We start from the raw sequence: 15,762 nt of genomic DNA on the forward strand, positions 1-15,762 counted from the left end.
CGGCCGGACGGCGCTGCGCCGGGTCGTCAGGCGAGACGGTCGCTCAGGCGCGCGATGATGCGGTCGAACGCGCGTGCGAAGACCTGCTGCTCGTGCTCGCTCAGGCCGGCGAGCAGCTCGGCGTTCCATTTGCGCGCGATCGGCATGATGCGGCGATTGAGCGCGACGCCGTCGCGCGTCAGCGCGACCAGCACGACCCGCGCATCCTCGTCGCTCGCGCCGCGTTCGACGAGCCCGCGCCGGATCAGCGCCTCCGCCGCGCGGCTGGCCTGGCTCTTGTCGAGGTGGGTGTGGCGGGCCAGTTCCATGATCGAGAACGGGCCGAACGCGCCGATGGCCGCGATCACCCGCGCCTCGGGCAGCGAGATGCCGAGCTTCGTCTGATAAAGCTCGCCGATCCCGCGATCGGACAGCTTGTTCAACACGTGCAGGCGATAGGTCAGAAACTGCTCGAGGCCGGCTTTGCTGCCTTTCATGTCGGAATCCTGAAGGAGGGGGCGGCCCGATTGTTGCCGTATCCCGGCGCGCGGTCAACGTCGGCGCGCGCGGTGCGGCGGCCGCGCGACGTCCGAACCGCCTTCGGCGAGGCGGCGGCGTCGCGCCGACGGCCGCCGTTTCAGGTGCGGCCGTACTTCAGGCGGGTCAGCTGTTCCGCCGCGTCGGCGAGCAGGCGGGCCGCGTCGCGGATCGCGACGTCGAGCGTGATCGGGCCCGGCGCGGGCGAGAAGCAGCCGTCGAAATGCGCGCCGAGCGCCGCGAGCGCGGCGGCGTCGACCGCGCCCGACAACAGCGTGGCCGGCACGCCCGCTGCGCGCGCGCGCCGGCAGGCGACGAACGGCGCCTTGCCGTGCAGCGTCTGCGCGTCGGAGCGGCCTTCGCCGGTGATCAACCAGTGCGCGCCCGCGAGTGCGTCGTCGAGGCCGATCTGCCGCGCGACCACCTCGGCGCCCGCTTCGAAGCGCGCGCCGAGCATGTGCAGCGCGAAGCCGAGCCCGCCCGCCGCACCGGCGCCGGACAGGTCGCGCGCGCGGCCGGCGGGCGTGCCGGGGCGGCGCGGCAGCGCGGCCTCGAGCAGCTCGGCGAAGTGCCCGAGCGCGGCGTCGAGCGGTTCGACCTGGGCGGGCGTCACGCCCTTCTGCGGACCGAACACCGCGGTTGCGCCGTGCGCGCCGGTGAGCGGGTTGTCGACATCCGACATGCCGATGAAGGTCGCCTGCGCGAGCCGCGGATCGAGGCCCGCCACGTCGAGGCGGGCGATGCGCGCGAGCGTGGCGGGCGTCGGTTCGAGCGCGCGGCCGTCGGCGTCGAACGCGCGCAGGCCGAGCCCGGCGAGCAGGCCCGCGCCGGCGTCGTTGGTGCTGCTGCCGCCGAGCGCGACGTAGAAGGTGCGCACGCCGTCGTCGAGCAGCGCGCGGATCGCGTCGCCGAGGCCGCGCGTGCTGCGCGCCTCGACCGGCGCGGCCATCCCGGCCGGGTCCGTGATGCCGACCACCTCGGCCGTTTCGACGAGCGCCGTATCCGGGGCGAGCCGGCCGACCGCCGCGTCGCGCGGCGCGAGCGCGGCGCCCGCCACGCGCAGCGTGCGTCGCGCGCCGCCGTGCGCGAGCATCGCATCGAGGGTGCCCTCGCCGCCGTCCGCCATCGGCCGGCAGCGCAGCTCGGCGTCCGGCTGCGCGCGGCGCACCCCGGCGCCGATCGCGTCGGCCACCTGCGCGGCGGAAAGCGAGCCTTTGAAGGAATCGGGCGCGATGACGACAACGGGCGGATGCGGCATGGTGTCTCCGGACATGGAACGTCGATTGGTGTGAGGAATTCGGCGGCGCGCGGCGCCGCGTCGGATCGAAGCTTAGCAGGGCGGCCGGGTGGCCCGGATACGGGGCGGCGCATGACCGGCATCGCGCGGGGTGCGGGCGTGCCGTCGACGGTCGCGGGGCGAGCGGGGATGGAATCTCGCGGTGCGGGGAAAATAGTTTGCTAGAATAGTCGATTCTTCCGGCCAAAGCCGTGCTTGGAAGCCGCCCGCGCTGCGCACGCTCGTCGTTTGCGCGCGGGGCGCGCAACGGCGGCGCGGGCACATCCGCCGCCGCGCGGGTACGGCAAGGAAAACCGATTCGCTCGAATAATTTTAGGACGATTGAAGCCATGGCTAACGTTGTTGAAAACCTCGGCAAGCTCGAACGCCGCGTCACGATCTCGCTGCAGAAGGCAGTCGTGCAGAAGGAAATCGACGCCCGTATTCAGAAACTCGCGAAGAACGTGCGCATGCCGGGCTTCCGCCCGGGCAAGGTGCCGCTCAAGATGGTCGCGCAGCAGTATTCGGGCCAGGTCGAAGCGGAAGTGCTGAGCGACAAGATCGGGCAGGAATTCTTCGACATCAGCCGCGCGGAAAACCTGCGCGTTGCCGGCCAGCCGAGCTTCGCGCCGAAGCAGGAAGCCTTGTCGGAAGAAGCGTACGCGTTCGACGCGACCTTCGAGGTCTACCCGGAAGTGAAGATCGGCGATCTGGCCGTGGCCGAGGTCGAGCGTTCGACCACGACCATCGGCGACGCCGAGATCGACCGCACCCTCGACATCCTGCGCAAGCAGCGCGTGCATTTCCACGCGCGCGGCGAAGGCGGCGAGCACGGTGACGGCGGCGCGGAAACGGCCGCGCAGAACGGCGACCGTGTGACGGTCGACTTCGTCGGCAAGATCGACGACGTCGCATTCCAGGGCGGTACCGCGGAAGACTTCCCGTTCGTGCTCGGCGAAGGCCGCATGCTGCCCGAATTCGAGAAGGCGGCGCTGGGCCTGAAGGTCGGCGAGTCGCGCGAATTCGACCTGACGTTCCCGGCCGACTATCACGGCAAGGACGTCGCGGGCAAGACCGCGAAGTTCACGGTCACGATGAAGAAGGTCGAGTGGGCGCACCTGCCGGAGATCGACGCGGCATTCGCGAAGTCGCTCGGCATCGAAGACGGCGATCTGACGAAGATGCGCGGCGAGATCAAGGAAAACCTGGAGCGTGAGGCGAAGCGTCGCACCCAGGCGATCGTGAAGAATCAGGTGATGGACGCGCTGCTGAAGATTTCGGAGCTGGACGTGCCGAAGGCGCTGGTCGAGCAGGACCAGGAGCGTCTCGTCGAGATGGCGCGCCAGGATCTCGCGCAGCGCGGCGTGCCGAATGCGGCGCAGGCGCCGATCCCGGCCGAGATGTTCACCGAGCAGGCCGAGCGCCGCGTGAAGCTGGGCCTCGTGCTGGCCGAACTGGTGAAGTCGAACGGCCTCGAGGCGAAGCCGGAACAGATCCGCGCGGAAGTGGACGAGTTCGCGAAGAGCTACGAAGACCCGAAGGAAGTGGTCCGCTGGTATTATTCGAACCAGCAGCGCCTCGCCGAGATGGAAGCGTTCGTCGTTGAAAGCAACGTCGTCGACTTCGTGCTGGGCAAGGCGAAGGTGACGGACAAGGAAGTGAGCTTCGAAGCACTGGCGAGCGCGACGGCGCAAGCTTAAGCGTTGCTCCAGCGGCGTGCTGGCTGTCCGAGCGACGGCCCGCACGCCGTTTTCGCATTCTGTGCGACTGCCGGTAACATGGTGGTCGCGGTTTGCTTCCGCTCCGTTCAATACTCACTCGGACAAGGCTCATTGAATGATCAATCGCGCTCAATTGCTGGATACGTTGGCTTCGCACGCTCCGCGGGATTTCGAGACCCAGGCGCTGGGTCTGGTGCCGATCGTCGTCGAGACGAGCGGCCGCGGCGAGCGTTCGTATGACATCTATTCGCGCCTCCTGAAAGAGCGCATCGTGTTCATGGTCGGCGAAGTGAACGACCAGACCGCGAACCTCGTGGTCGCGCAGTTGCTGTTCCTCGAGAGCGAGAATCCCGACAAGGACATCAGCCTCTACATCAACAGCCCGGGCGGCTCGGTGTCGGCCGGTCTCGCGATCTACGACACGATGCAGTTCGTGAAGCCCGACGTGTCGACGCTGTGCATGGGCCTCGCGGCCAGCATGGGTGCGTTCCTGCTCGCGGCGGGCGCACGGGGCAAGCGCTTCGCGCTGCCGAACGCGCGCGTGATGATCCACCAGCCGCTCGGCGGCGCGCGCGGCCAGGCGTCGGACATCGAGATCCAGGCGCGCGAGATCCTCTACTTGAAGGAGCGCCTGAACGCGCTGCTCGCCGAACACACGGGGCAGGACGTCGAGCGCATCGCGCGCGACACCGATCGTGATAATTTCATGTCCAGCGATGATGCGAAGGCATACGGGCTGATCGACCACGTGTCGGCCAAGCGTCCCTGATCTAGTGGGGTGCCGCCCCAAAACGGCGGCCGTCCCCGACGCCCCGAGCATCGGCGGCAAGCACATCCAGCCGGCCCCCGCGCACCCCGGATCGTGGTGTCGGGGGCAAACGGCGTATCATGTAACTCACGCGTCCGGAGGCTCATACATCCATGGCGGACAAGAAAGGTTCTAACAGCGAGAAGCTGTTGTATTGCTCGTTCTGCGGGAAAAGCCAGCATGAGGTGAAGAAACTCATCGCGGGCCCGTCGGTGTTCATCTGCGATGAATGCATCGACCTGTGCAACGAAATCATTCGCGACGAAGCAGCCGCGGCGGGCGTCGAAGCCAGCCTGTCGAAATCGGATCTGCCGAGCCCGCAGGAAATTCGCGACATCCTCGATCAATACGTGATCGGGCAGGAGCGCGCGAAGAAGATTCTCGCCGTCGCGGTCTACAACCACTACAAGCGCCTCAAGCATCTCGACAAGAAGGACGACATCGAGCTGTCGAAGAGCAACATCCTGCTGATCGGCCCGACGGGTTCCGGCAAGACGCTGCTCGCGCAGACCCTCGCGCGCCTGCTGAACGTGCCGTTCGTGATCGCCGACGCGACCACGCTGACGGAAGCCGGCTATGTCGGCGAGGATGTCGAGAACATCATTCAGAAGTTGCTGCAGAACTGCAACTACGAAGTCGACAAGGCGCAGCGCGGCATCGTCTACATCGACGAGATCGACAAGATCAGCCGCAAGTCGGACAACCCGTCGATCACCCGCGACGTGTCGGGCGAGGGCGTGCAGCAGGCGCTGCTCAAGCTCGTCGAGGGCACGATGGCGTCGGTGCCGCCGCAGGGCGGCCGCAAGCACCCGAACCAGGATTTCATCCAGGTCGACACGACCAACATCCTGTTCATCTGCGGCGGCGCGTTCGACGGCCTGGAGAAGGTCATCACCGATCGCACCGAGAAGACCGGCATCGGTTTCGGCGCGACCGTGAAGAGCAAGCAGGAGCGTGACGCGGGCGAGGTGCTGCGCGAGGTCGAGCCGGAGGATCTGATCAAATTCGGGTTGATCCCCGAACTGATCGGTCGTCTGCCGGTGGTCGCGACGCTCGGCAAGCTCGACGAGGCCGCCCTGGTGAAAATCCTGATCGAGCCGAAGAATGCGCTCGTCAAGCAGTACCACAAGCTGTTCGCGATGGAACGGGTCGAACTCGAAATCCGTCCGGGCGCGCTGCAGGCCGTCGCCCGCAAGGCGATCCGCCGCAAGACCGGCGCGCGCGGCCTGCGCTCGATCATCGAACAGGCGCTGCTCGACGTGATGTACGAATTGCCGACGATGAAAGGGGTCAGCAAAGTCATCATCGACGACAATGTCATCGACGGCGATGGTAAACCGTTATTGATCTATGAGGACGCGCCCAAGGTGGCGGGTTCGAATTGATCGGCTTTAAGGTGTGGTAAGCAAAAAAGCCGTTCATGGCGTCGTGAGCGGCTTTTTTTCGTTTATCTTTGTGGGTAACTCTGACTCGAACCGCCACGGTTGAATTTTTACCGAATATTTCCCACGCGCTGAAGGCTTGCAATCTGCTGTGCCGGCCTCAATTACCGAACAATTGATTCCACTCATGGGGAAATGAAATGTCAGGCACCCAACTTCTTCCGCCGGAACGCATCACGCTCCCGCTGCTGCCGCTGCGGGATGTCGTCGTTTTCCCGCATATGGTGATCCCGCTCTTCGTGGGTCGACCGAAATCGATCAAGGCCCTCGAAGTCGCGATGGAAGGCGGCAAGCACATCATGCTCGTCGCGCAGAAAACCGCGGCCAAGGATGAGCCGACCGAAAAAGACATGTACGAGGTTGGCTGCATCGCCAACATCCTGCAGATGCTGAAGCTGCCCGACGGCACCGTGAAGGTGCTCGTCGAGGGCTTGCAGCGCGCGCAGGCGCTGTCGATCGAAGAGCAGGAGACGCAGTTCTCCTGCGAGGTGATGCCGCTCGAACCGGATCACGCGGACAGCGCGGAAACCGAGGCGCTGCGTCGCGCGATCGTGTCGCAGTTCGACCAGTACGTGAAGCTGAACAAGAAGATCCCGCCGGAGATCCTGACCTCGCTGTCGGGCATCGACGAGGCGGGCCGTCTTGCCGACACCATCGCCGCGCACCTGCCGCTCAAGCTCGACCAGAAGCAGCACATCCTCGAGATGTTCCCGGTGATCGAGCGCCTCGAGCACCTGCTCGCGCAGCTCGAAGCCGAGATCGACATCCTGCAGGTCGAGAAGCGCATCCGCGGGCGCGTGAAGCGCCAGATGGAGAAGAGCCAGCGCGAGTACTACCTGAACGAGCAGGTCAAGGCGATCCAGAAGGAACTGGGCGAGGGCGAGGAAGGCGCGGATCTCGAGGAGCTCGAGAAGCGCATCAACGCCGCGCGCATGCCGAAGGAAGCCAAGAAGAAGGCCGATGCGGAGCTGAAGAAGCTCAAGCTGATGTCGCCGATGTCGGCCGAGGCGACCGTCGTGCGCAACTACATCGACACGCTGATCGCGTTGCCGTGGCGCAAGAAGAGCAAGGTCAACAACGACCTGTCGAACGCCGAGCGCGTGCTCGACGAGGATCACTACGGCCTCGAGAAGGTCAAGGAACGGATCCTCGAGTATCTCGCGGTCCAGCAGCGCGTCGACAAGGTGAAGGCGCCGATCCTGTGCCTCGTCGGGCCTCCGGGCGTCGGCAAGACCTCGCTCGGCCAGTCGATCGCCCGCGCGACGAACCGCAAGTTCGTCCGCATGGCGCTCGGCGGGGTGCGTGACGAGGCGGAGATCCGCGGTCACCGCCGGACCTACATCGGCTCGATGCCGGGCAAGATCCTGCAGAGCCTGTCGAAGGTCGCCGTGCGCAATCCGCTGTTCCTGCTCGACGAAGTCGACAAGATGGGCATGGATTTCCGCGGTGATCCGTCGTCGGCGCTGCTCGAGGTGCTCGATCCGGAGCAGAACCACACATTCGCCGACCACTACGTCGAGGTCGACTTCGACCTGTCGGACGTGATGTTCGTCGCGACCTCGAACTCGCTGAACATCCCGCCGCCGCTGCTCGACCGGATGGAAGTGATCCGCCTGTCCGGCTACACGGAAGACGAGAAGGTCAGCATCGCGCAGCGTTACCTGCTGCCGAAGCAGAAGAAGAACAACGGCCTGAAGGAAGGCGAGATCGAGGTCACCGAGCAGGCGATCCGCGACATCATCCGCTACTACACGCGTGAAGCGGGCGTGCGTTCGCTCGAGCGCGAAGTGTCGAAGATCTGCCGCAAGGTCGTGAAGATGCTGCTGCTCAAGAAGGCGACGGGCGCGATCAAGGTCGACGGCGAGAACCTCGACACCTTCCTCGGCGTGCGCAAGTACGACTTCGGTCTGGCCGCGAAGGAAAACCAGGTCGGCCAGGTCACCGGCCTCGCGTGGACGGAAGTCGGCGGCGATCTGCTGACGATCGAAGCGGCCGTGATGCCCGGCAAGGGCAACGTGATCCGCACCGGTTCGCTCGGCGACGTGATGAAGGAGTCGGTCGAGGCGGCGCGTTCGGTCGTGCGTTCGCGTTCGCGCCGGCTCGGCGTGAAGGACGAGGCATTCGAGAAGCAGGACATCCACATTCACGTGCCGGAAGGCGCGACGCCGAAGGACGGTCCGTCCGCCGGCATTGCGATGACGACCGCGCTGGTGTCCGTGCTGACGGGCATCCCGGTGCGCGCCGATGTCGCGATGACGGGCGAGATCACGCTGCGCGGCGAAGTGCTGCCGATCGGCGGGCTCAAGGAGAAGCTGCTGGCTGCGCATCGCGGCGGCATCAAGCTCGTGCTGATCCCGGAAGAGAACGTCAAGGATCTCGCCGAGATCCCCGACAACGTGAAGAACGCGATCGAGATCGTGCCGGTCCGCTGGATCGACAAGGTGCTCGAACTGGCGCTCGAGCGTTTGCCGGAGGCGCTGCCGGAAGAGGAGGCGAAAGCCGCCGCGCCGGTCGCGGATGCCGCCAAGGATGCGGGCGCGTCCGATTTCGTCAAGCACTGAGCATGAGCGGCGCGCCGTGCGGCGCGCGCTCCCGAAACCCGCGGCGCGTGCGCCGCGGGTTTTTTATGGGTGCTTGGGATCGGATCGCGCCTGGGCTATATTGCGTACGGAAGCGATGCGAATGGGCTTGGCAAACAGGGCGCGGTTGCGCTATAGTTGCGGGCTCGCTGCTTGAGGGTTGCAAGACTCCGGGCAGGCGGCAATGCGGAGCGGGTGCTTAGCTCAGTTGGTAGAGCGGCGCCCTTACAAGGCGTAGGTCGGGAGTTCGAGCCTCTCAGCACCCACCAGTTCCGATTGCCCAAGACCAAGGAGCGGTAGTTCAGTCGGTTAGAATACCGGCCTGTCACGCCGGGGGTCGCGGGTTCGAGTCCCGTCCGCTCCGCCATCATTCCGAAAGGCGAACTCCGGTTCGCCTTTTTTCTTGCCCGCTGAGGTAATATCGGGCGTTTTGTCCTTCTCAATCGTCACGCATGCTCGATTTCTTCCGTAATCACCAGCGCCTGATGATGTTCCTCCTGCTCCTGATCGTGCTGCCGGGGTTGGGGATCGTCGGGATTCAGGGTTTCCGCGGCTTCTTCGACGAGACCGCGAATGTTGCGGAAGTCAACGGGCACAAGATCACGCGCGCCGAGTTCAACACCGCGCTGCGCCAGCAGGTCGACCAGGCGCGCCAGATGCTCGGCGCCCAGTTCGATGCGAAGACCTTCGATTCGCCCGAGCGCCGCCAGCAGCTGCTCGACAATCTGATCCAGCAGCGCGCGCTCGCCGACGAGACGCGCCGCCTGCACCTGACCGCCTCGGACGCGGAAGTGCGCCAGACGCTGCTCAGCGATCCGGTGATTGCCTCGCTGAAGAAGCCGGATGGTTCGTTCGACGGTGAGCGCTACACGCAGTTGCTGGCGATGCAGGGGATGACGCCCGACCAGTACCAGGAGCGCGTGCGCTACAACCTCGCGTTGCAGCAGATCCCGAACAGCGTGATCACGACCGCCTTCACGCCGAAGAGCCTCGCGCAGCACCTGACCGAACTCGCGGAACAGCAGCGTGAAGTGCAGGCCCTGGTCCTGAAGCCGGCCGACTACGCGTCGAAGGTGCAGCCGACCGGCGCGCAGATCGGCGCCTACTACGATGCGCACAAGGCGTCGTTCGCGACGCCCGAGTCGGCGACGATCCAGTACCTCGTCTATTCGCCGGCCGCCGCGGCGGCGAGCGCGCAGTTGACCGACGCCGATCTCAAGAAGTACTACGACGACAACGCCGCGCGTTTCCGCACCGACGCACAGGTGCGCGTGAGCCATATCTTCATCGCGGCCGCGAAGGATGCGAGCGCGGCCGACAAGAGCGCGGCGAAGTCGAAGGCGGAGCAACTGCTCGCCGACGTCAAGGCGCATCCAGACCAGTTCGCGCAGATCGCCGCGAAGCAGTCGCAGGACGCGCCGTCGGCGGCCAAGGGCGGCGACCTCGGTTTCATCGCGCGCGGTTCGACGGCAGGCGGCCCGGCGTTCGACAACGCCGCGTTCGCGCTCAAGCAGGGCGAGGTGAGCACTGTCGTGGAATCGGATCTGGGCTTCCACATCCTGAAGGCGACCGAGGTCAAGGCGGCGACGCAGAAGCCGTTCGCCGAGGTCAAGGATGCGATCGCGACCGAGCTGCGCCAGCAGTACGCGGCGAAGGCCTACGCGGACAACGCCGAGGGGTTCTCGTCGACCGTCTATGAGAAGTCCAAGAGCCTGCAGCCGGCTGCCGACAAGTACAAGCTGACGATCCAGACCGCGACGGTCTCGCCGCAGCTGAATCCGGCGCTGCCGCCCGACAGCCCGCTCAACAACGCGAAGTTCCTCGCGGCGGTGTTCTCGGCCGATGCGACCAAGGTCGGCAACAACACGCAGGCGATCGACGTCGGCAACAACACGCTGATCTCCGCGCACGTGACCGAGCACAAGCCGTCCGTCGTGCCGACGCTCGATGCGATCAAGGCCGCGGTGCGCGAGAAGGTGGTGGCCGAGCAGGAACTGGCGCTCGCGAAGCAGGATGGCGCGGCGAAGCTCGCGGCGCTGCAGAAGTCGAAGTCGACCACGGGCTTCACGCCGGCCGACAAGATCTCGCGCGCGCAGGCGCACGGCTTGCCGCCCGCGGCGGTGAGCGCGATCTACAAGGTGGATCCGAAGTCGCTGCCGGCCTATGTCGGTGTCGATCTTGGCGAGGCGGGCTACGCGGTCTTCCGCGTCAACGCGCTGGTGCCGGCCGCGCCGGTCGACGCGCAGCGCCTGGCCGCCGCGCAGCAGCAGCTTGCGCAGGTGTACGCGCAAAGCGAGGTCGAGGCGGTGATGGCGGGGCTGCGCGACCGCTCGAAGGTCAAGCACTACGGCTCGATCGCGGACGCGTCCCAGGACGGCGGCGAGTAAGCCGCGCGCCCGGCTTGCCGGGCTTGCGCATCCGACACAAGGCCCCGCACGCGCGGGGCCTTGTTGCGTTTACGGCGCGCGGCGACTCAGCGCGCGGCGACTCGGCATCAGGGCTCGATCTCGCGGCGTCGAATTTGCCTGCTCATGGCTGTTCATCCGGTTGCGTTTCCTGGGACGCTGAAACATGGCGCGCGCCGGTTTCCCGGACGCTTCCGGACGAAGGCCCTATCGAAGCCTCGCCTCGCACGCGAGGGTGGCTCAGCGCGTGGTGGTCCGCAGCAGCGGCTTGAGCGCGGGCCACACGTTGTCGAGCAACTGGCCCTGCGCCTGCTGGGTCGGGTGGATCTGGTCGGCCTGGAACAGCTCGGGCCGGTTCTCGATGCCGGCCAGCAGGAACGGCACGAGCGGCACGCGCAGCTCTTGCGACAGCGTGCGGTAGACGCCCTGGAATTTCTGCGTGTAGTCCGGCCCGTAATTGGGCGGCACGTACATGCCGACGAGCAGCACCTTCGCCTGCGCGGCGCGGGCCTGCGTGACGATGTCGCGCAGGTTGCGCTCGGTGGTCGCGAGCGGCACGCCGCGCAGCGCGTCGTTGCCGCCCAGCTCGACGATCACGACCGTGGGCTTGAGGCGCGCGAGCACGGCCGGCAGGCGTGCGCGGCCGCCGCTCGTGGTGTCGCCGCTGATGCTGGCGTTCGCGACGCTATAATCGATGCGTTCCGTCGCGAGGCGCTGGCGCATCAGCGCCACCCAGCCGGTGTCGCGCGGCAGCCCGTACTCGGCCGACAGGCTGTCGCCGAGCACCACGACGACCGGCTTGCCGGCGTCGCCTCCCGCGCCCGGCGTGGCGGCCAGCGCGCCGCCCGTCGTGACGACGGCCCATCCGAGCCACGCGGCGATCGCGCCGGCTTTCCAGTGAAGTGTCTTGTTCATGCTCAAGAATACCGATCCGATCATCGAAGTTCGCAATGTGTCGAAACGCGTGGCCGACGCCGCCGGGGAACTGACGATCCTCGACGGGATCGACCTGACGGTGCGGCCGGGCAGCAGCGTCGCGATCGTCGGCGCGTCCGGATCGGGCAAGTCGACGCTGCTCGGGCTGCTTGCCGGCTTGGACAGCGCGACGGATGGCACGGTTCGCCTGCTCGGTCACGAACTCGGCGCGCTCGACGAGGATGCGCGCGCGGCGTTGCGCAACGGCGCGGTCGGCTTCGTGTTCCAGTCGTTCCAGCTGATGCCGCATCTGACCGCGCTCGAGAACGTGATGCTGCCGCTCGAATTGCGCGGCGGCGTGAGCGCGCGCGAGGCGGCGGCGCAGGCCCGCGAACTGCTCGATCAGGTCGGGCTCGGCGCGCGCACCGGCCACTATCCGAAACTGCTGTCGGGCGGTGAGCAGCAGCGCGTCGCGCTGGCCCGCGCGTTCGTCACGCGCCCATCGGTCCTGTTCGCCGACGAGCCGACCGGCAGCCTCGACGCCGCCACCGGGCATGCGGTGATCGACCTGATGTTCGATCTCAATCGCGCGTATGGCGCGACCCTCGTGCTGGTCACGCACGATCCCGAACTCGCGCGCCGCTGCGACGCCACCGTGACGCTCGACGCGGGCCGGCTCGTCGAGCCGGCCGCATCGCGGCAGCGTAGCGGCACCTGAGGGTTTCGGCCCCGGTAGCGCGGGCTCGGCCCCTCGCGCCGGGTGCCGCGCGGCTCGCGTGGAGGCGAGCCGCGCCGCCGGCACGGCGCCCGTCAGCGCGCGAGCGCGGCGCGGGCCCGCGCGATCAGCGCGGAGGTCGACGAATCGTGCTTGCCCGGATCGGCCTGCGCCGCGTCGAGATCGGCTTCCACGACCTTGCCGAGGATCTTGCCCAGCTCGACGCCCCACTGGTCGAACGGATTGATGTTCCACACCGCGGCCTGCACCAGCACCTTGTGCTCGTACAGCGCGATCAGCGCGCCGAGCGCACCCGCGGTCAAGGCCTCGACGAGCAGCGTCGTGGTCGGCCGGTTGCCGGGGAAGGTCAGGTGCGGCGCCAGCTCGGGCTTGTCGCCCGCGATGCGGCGCGCCTCGTCGAGCGTGCGGCCGAGCATCAGCGCCTCGCTCTGCGCGAAGCAGTTCGCGAGCAGCTTCGGATGATGGCTCGCGAGCGCATGCTCGGGCGTCAGCACCGCGATGAAATCGATCGGCACGATCGTCGGCCCCTGGTGCAGCATCTGGAAGAACGCGTGCTGGCCGTTGGTGCCCGGCTCGCCCCAGGTGACGGCGGAGGTCGGGTAGTCGACGAAGGCGCCGTCGAGGCGCGCCGACTTGCCGTTGCTTTCCATTTCCAGCTGCTGCAGGTAGGCGGGCAGGAAGTGCAGTGCTTCCGAATACGGTGCGACCAGGTAGCTTTGCGCGCCGAAGAAGTTGCGATACCAGATCCCGATCATGCCGAGCAGCACCGGCAGGTTCCGTTCGAGCGGCGCGTGACGGAAATGCTCGTCCATCTCGTGCGCGCCGGCGAGCAGCGCGTCGAATCCGCGCGGGCCGATCGCGATCATGATCGACAGCCCGACCGCCGACCACAGCGAGTAGCGGCCGCCGACCCAATCCCACATTTCGAATACGTTCTGTCCGGCGATGCCGAAACGAACGACCTCGGCCGGGTTCGCCGACACGCCGACGAAGTGCTTCGCGAGCGCCGTCTCCGGACAGCCCTTCGCGATGAACCAGTCGCGCAGCGAGCGCGCGTTGGTCATGGTCTCGAGCGTCGTGAAGGTCTTCGACACGATGATCGCGAGCGTTTCTTCCGGGTCGATTCGTTCGAGCACGCGCGCGAGATCCGCGCCGTCGACGTTCGACACGAAATGGCTGGTGATCTCGGGCGTGGCGAGGTGATGCAGCGCGTGCACGACCATCTTCGGGCCGAGATCGGAACCGCCGATGCCGATATTCACGACGTGGCGGATCCGCCGTCCGGTGTAGCCGGTCCAGGCGCCGTCGCGCACCGCGTCGGCGAAGCGCGCCATCTTCGCGCGCTCGGCCGCGATCTGCGCGTGGAACGGCGCGTCGGACGCGGTCGCGCGCAGCGCGGTATGCAGCGCCGCGCGGCCTTCGGTCGGGTTCACGACCTGGCCCGCGAACATCGCGTCGCGGCGCGCCTCGACGCCCGCCTCGCGGGCCAGTTGCACGAGCAGGCCCAGCGTTGCATCGGTGATGCGATTCTTCGAGAAATCGGCGGCGAGTCCGCCGCCCGAGAACGTGAAGCGCTCGGCGCGGGTCGGGGCGGGATCGTTGGCCGGCGCGAACCAGTCGCGCAGGTGCGCGTCGCGGATCTCGGCATAGTGCGATTGCAGGGCGTTCCAGGCGGGGAGCGTGTTCAGCGTCATGGCAGTCGTGGCGAAGCAGCGAATCGATGGGAGTCGCGCGCCGGCGGCGCGCGAGCGGGCCGCCGGCGCGGCGGGTCAGTCAGTATAGCGGCGCGGCCGCGATCGCGTGCGCGTAAAAGCGCCGGTTGAGCAGGCTGCGCACCATCGGCGCGAGCTCGCCCGCGGTCAGGCCGGCGGGGCCCGCGCCGCGCGCGACGAGGCAGTCGGCCGCGAGCCCGTGCAGATACACCCCGGCGCGCGCGGCCGCGAGGCACGGCAGCCGCTGTGCGGCGAGCGCGGCGATCAGGCCGCCCAGCACGTCGCCCGTGCCGCCCGTCGCGAGCGCCGCGCTGCCGGTCGGATTGATCGTGGTTTCGCCGTCCGGCGCGCAGATCACCGTGCCGGCGCCCTTCAGCACGACGACCGCGCCGAAGCGCCGCGCGAGCGCGCGCGCCGCCGCGATGCGGTCGCGCTGCACGGTCGCGGTGTCGACGCCGAGCAGGCGCGCGGCCTCGAGCGGATGGGGCGTCAGGATCGCCGCGCGATGGGTCGCGCCGTCGGCCTCGCCGGCCTCGCCGCGCGCGACGAGCGTCGCGGCCAGGTCGGCGTCGGCGGCGATCAGGTTCAGGGCGTCCGCGTCGAGCAGCAGCGGCAGGTCGAGCGCGAGCGCCGCGCGCAGCGCCGCCGCGCCGTGCACGCCGGTGCCGAGCCCGCAGCCGATCGCGAGCGCGCTCAACGCGGCGGTCGGCAGCGCGTCGGCCGGATGCAGCATCAATTCGGGGTGCGGCGGATCGTAGGCCGGCGCGCCCGCGCCGACGAAGCCGACATGCACCTTGCCCGCGCCCGCGTACAGGGCGGCGCGCGCGGCGAGGATCGGCGCGCCGGCCATCCCGGTGTCGCCGCCGACGATCGCGACGCTGCCGTAGCTGCCCTTGTGCGAGGCGAACGCGCGCGCGGGCAGCGCATCGGCGAACAGCGCCGGCGCATTCAGGCGCGTCGCGGGCGCGGCCGGCGCGTCGAGACCAAGCGACGCGACCTCGATCAGGCCGGCGAGATCGCGGCCTTCGCCCATGTAGAGCCCCGGCTTGGCGGCGATGAGCGACAGCGTATGCGTGGCCGCGACCGCGGGCCCGTCGCCCACGCGCATCCCGGTGTCGCTGTCGAGGCCGCTCGGCGTGTCGAGCGCGAGCACCCGGCCGTCGCGTCGCGCGCGGGCCGCGAGCCGCTCGGCGAGCGCGGCGAACCCGCCGTCGAGCGGCCGTGCGAGGCCGATGCCGAACAGCCCGTCGACGAGCCAGCCATAGGCGTCGAACGAGGCGGGCGGCGTCGCGCCGAGCGCGACGCCCGCGTCGCGCGCGCATGCGAGCGCCCAGCGCGCGTCGGCGGGACGCACCTCGACCGGCATGCAGACCTCGGTGTCGATGCCGAGCCGCTGCAACTGCGCGGCCGCGATCAGCGCGTCGCCGCCGTTGTTGCCGGGGCCGGCCGCGAACCAGACGGGGCGGGGATCGTCGCCGACCCGCGCCGCGAGCCAGTGCGCGGCGGCGTCGCCCGCGCGCTGCATCAGCGCATGCGGCGGCAGCGCGGCGTCGGCCCAGGCCTCGATCGCGCGCAGTTCCGCGACCGCCAGCAACGGGGCGGGCGGCGCGGCCAACGGATCGGCGGGGCGGGGGCGAAACGGGCAGGTCGGG

At 68.2% G+C, this 15,762-nt stretch carries 11 protein-coding genes and 2 tRNA genes; 8 read left to right on the forward strand and 5 right to left on the reverse strand.

Translation table 11 applies throughout. The features are described from left to right. Positions 1 to 26: 26 nt before the first annotated feature. Both Bsp3421_RS19935 and Bsp3421_RS19940 read right to left on the reverse strand, forming a co-directional pair. Complete coding sequence (locus Bsp3421_RS19935; protein WP_252985047.1) at positions 27 to 476, reverse strand: MarR family winged helix-turn-helix transcriptional regulator; 450 nt, start codon at positions 474 to 476, stop codon at positions 27 to 29. Between the two features lie 140 nt (positions 477 to 616). Then, positions 617 to 1,774 carry a glycerate kinase family protein gene (locus tag Bsp3421_RS19940; RefSeq protein WP_274002640.1) on the reverse strand — a complete coding sequence of 386 codons (1,158 nt, stop codon included), beginning with the start codon at positions 1,772 to 1,774 and terminating at the stop codon, positions 617 to 619. A 368-nt stretch (positions 1,775 to 2,142) separates the two neighbouring features. On the opposite strand from Bsp3421_RS19940, the gene tig reads away from it, so the two are divergent. The 7 genes from tig (at position 2,143) to Bsp3421_RS19975 (ending at position 10,729) form a co-directional block, all read left to right on the forward strand. Next, positions 2,143 to 3,492, forward strand: coding sequence for a trigger factor (tig, locus tag Bsp3421_RS19945; protein ID WP_274002641.1), 1,350 nt, complete (start codon positions 2,143 to 2,145; stop codon positions 3,490 to 3,492). A 136-nt stretch (positions 3,493 to 3,628) separates the two neighbouring features. Next, positions 3,629 to 4,282: an ATP-dependent Clp endopeptidase proteolytic subunit ClpP gene (clpP, locus tag Bsp3421_RS19950; protein ID WP_274002642.1), complete on the forward strand. Its 654-nt coding sequence runs from the start codon at positions 3,629 to 3,631 to the stop codon at positions 4,280 to 4,282. 152 nt (positions 4,283 to 4,434) lie between these two features. Continuing rightward, positions 4,435 to 5,706: an ATP-dependent Clp protease ATP-binding subunit ClpX gene (clpX, locus tag Bsp3421_RS19955; RefSeq protein ID WP_274002643.1), complete on the forward strand. Its 1,272-nt coding sequence runs from the start codon at positions 4,435 to 4,437 to the stop codon at positions 5,704 to 5,706. Positions 5,707 to 5,903: 197 nt separating this feature from the next. After that, on the forward strand, positions 5,904 to 8,324 hold the full coding sequence (gene lon / locus Bsp3421_RS19960; protein WP_274002644.1) for an endopeptidase La: 2,421 nt from the start codon (positions 5,904 to 5,906) through the stop codon (positions 8,322 to 8,324). A 211-nt stretch (positions 8,325 to 8,535) separates the two neighbouring features. Further along, positions 8,536 to 8,611: transfer RNA gene (locus tag Bsp3421_RS19965), tRNA-Val, on the forward strand. 21 nt (positions 8,612 to 8,632) lie between these two features. Next, positions 8,633 to 8,709 (forward strand) — tRNA-Asp (locus Bsp3421_RS19970). An 85-nt stretch (positions 8,710 to 8,794) separates the two neighbouring features. Continuing rightward, a complete protein-coding gene (locus Bsp3421_RS19975; RefSeq protein WP_274002646.1) occupies positions 8,795 to 10,729 on the forward strand; it encodes a SurA N-terminal domain-containing protein in 1,935 nt (644 codons plus the stop codon). 258 nt (positions 10,730 to 10,987) lie between these two features. Here Bsp3421_RS19975 and Bsp3421_RS19980 read toward each other — a convergent pair whose 3' ends face one another. Then, on the reverse strand, positions 10,988 to 11,662 hold the full coding sequence (locus Bsp3421_RS19980; protein WP_274002648.1) for an arylesterase: 675 nt from the start codon (positions 11,660 to 11,662) through the stop codon (positions 10,988 to 10,990). Here Bsp3421_RS19980 and Bsp3421_RS19985 point away from each other — a divergent pair. After that, positions 11,661 to 12,380: an ABC transporter ATP-binding protein gene (locus Bsp3421_RS19985; protein WP_252984660.1), complete on the forward strand. Its 720-nt coding sequence runs from the start codon at positions 11,661 to 11,663 to the stop codon at positions 12,378 to 12,380. The two genes, Bsp3421_RS19980 and Bsp3421_RS19985, sit on opposite strands and share 2 nt — an antisense overlap. A 92-nt stretch (positions 12,381 to 12,472) precedes the next feature. Here Bsp3421_RS19985 and pgi read toward each other — a convergent pair whose 3' ends face one another. Continuing rightward, positions 12,473 to 14,092 carry a glucose-6-phosphate isomerase gene (gene pgi / locus Bsp3421_RS19990; RefSeq protein WP_274002649.1) on the reverse strand — a complete coding sequence of 540 codons (1,620 nt, stop codon included), beginning with the start codon at positions 14,090 to 14,092 and terminating at the stop codon, positions 12,473 to 12,475. A gap of 79 nt (positions 14,093 to 14,171) precedes the next feature. Continuing rightward, on the reverse strand, positions 14,172 to 15,725 hold the full coding sequence (locus tag Bsp3421_RS19995) for an NAD(P)H-hydrate dehydratase (RefSeq protein WP_274002651.1): 1,554 nt from the start codon (positions 15,723 to 15,725) through the stop codon (positions 14,172 to 14,174). Positions 15,726 to 15,762: the final 37 nt, after the last annotated feature.

The sequence above is a fragment of the Burkholderia sp. FERM BP-3421 genome (assembly GCF_028657905.1).
Lineage (GTDB): Bacteria > Pseudomonadota > Gammaproteobacteria > Burkholderiales > Burkholderiaceae > Burkholderia.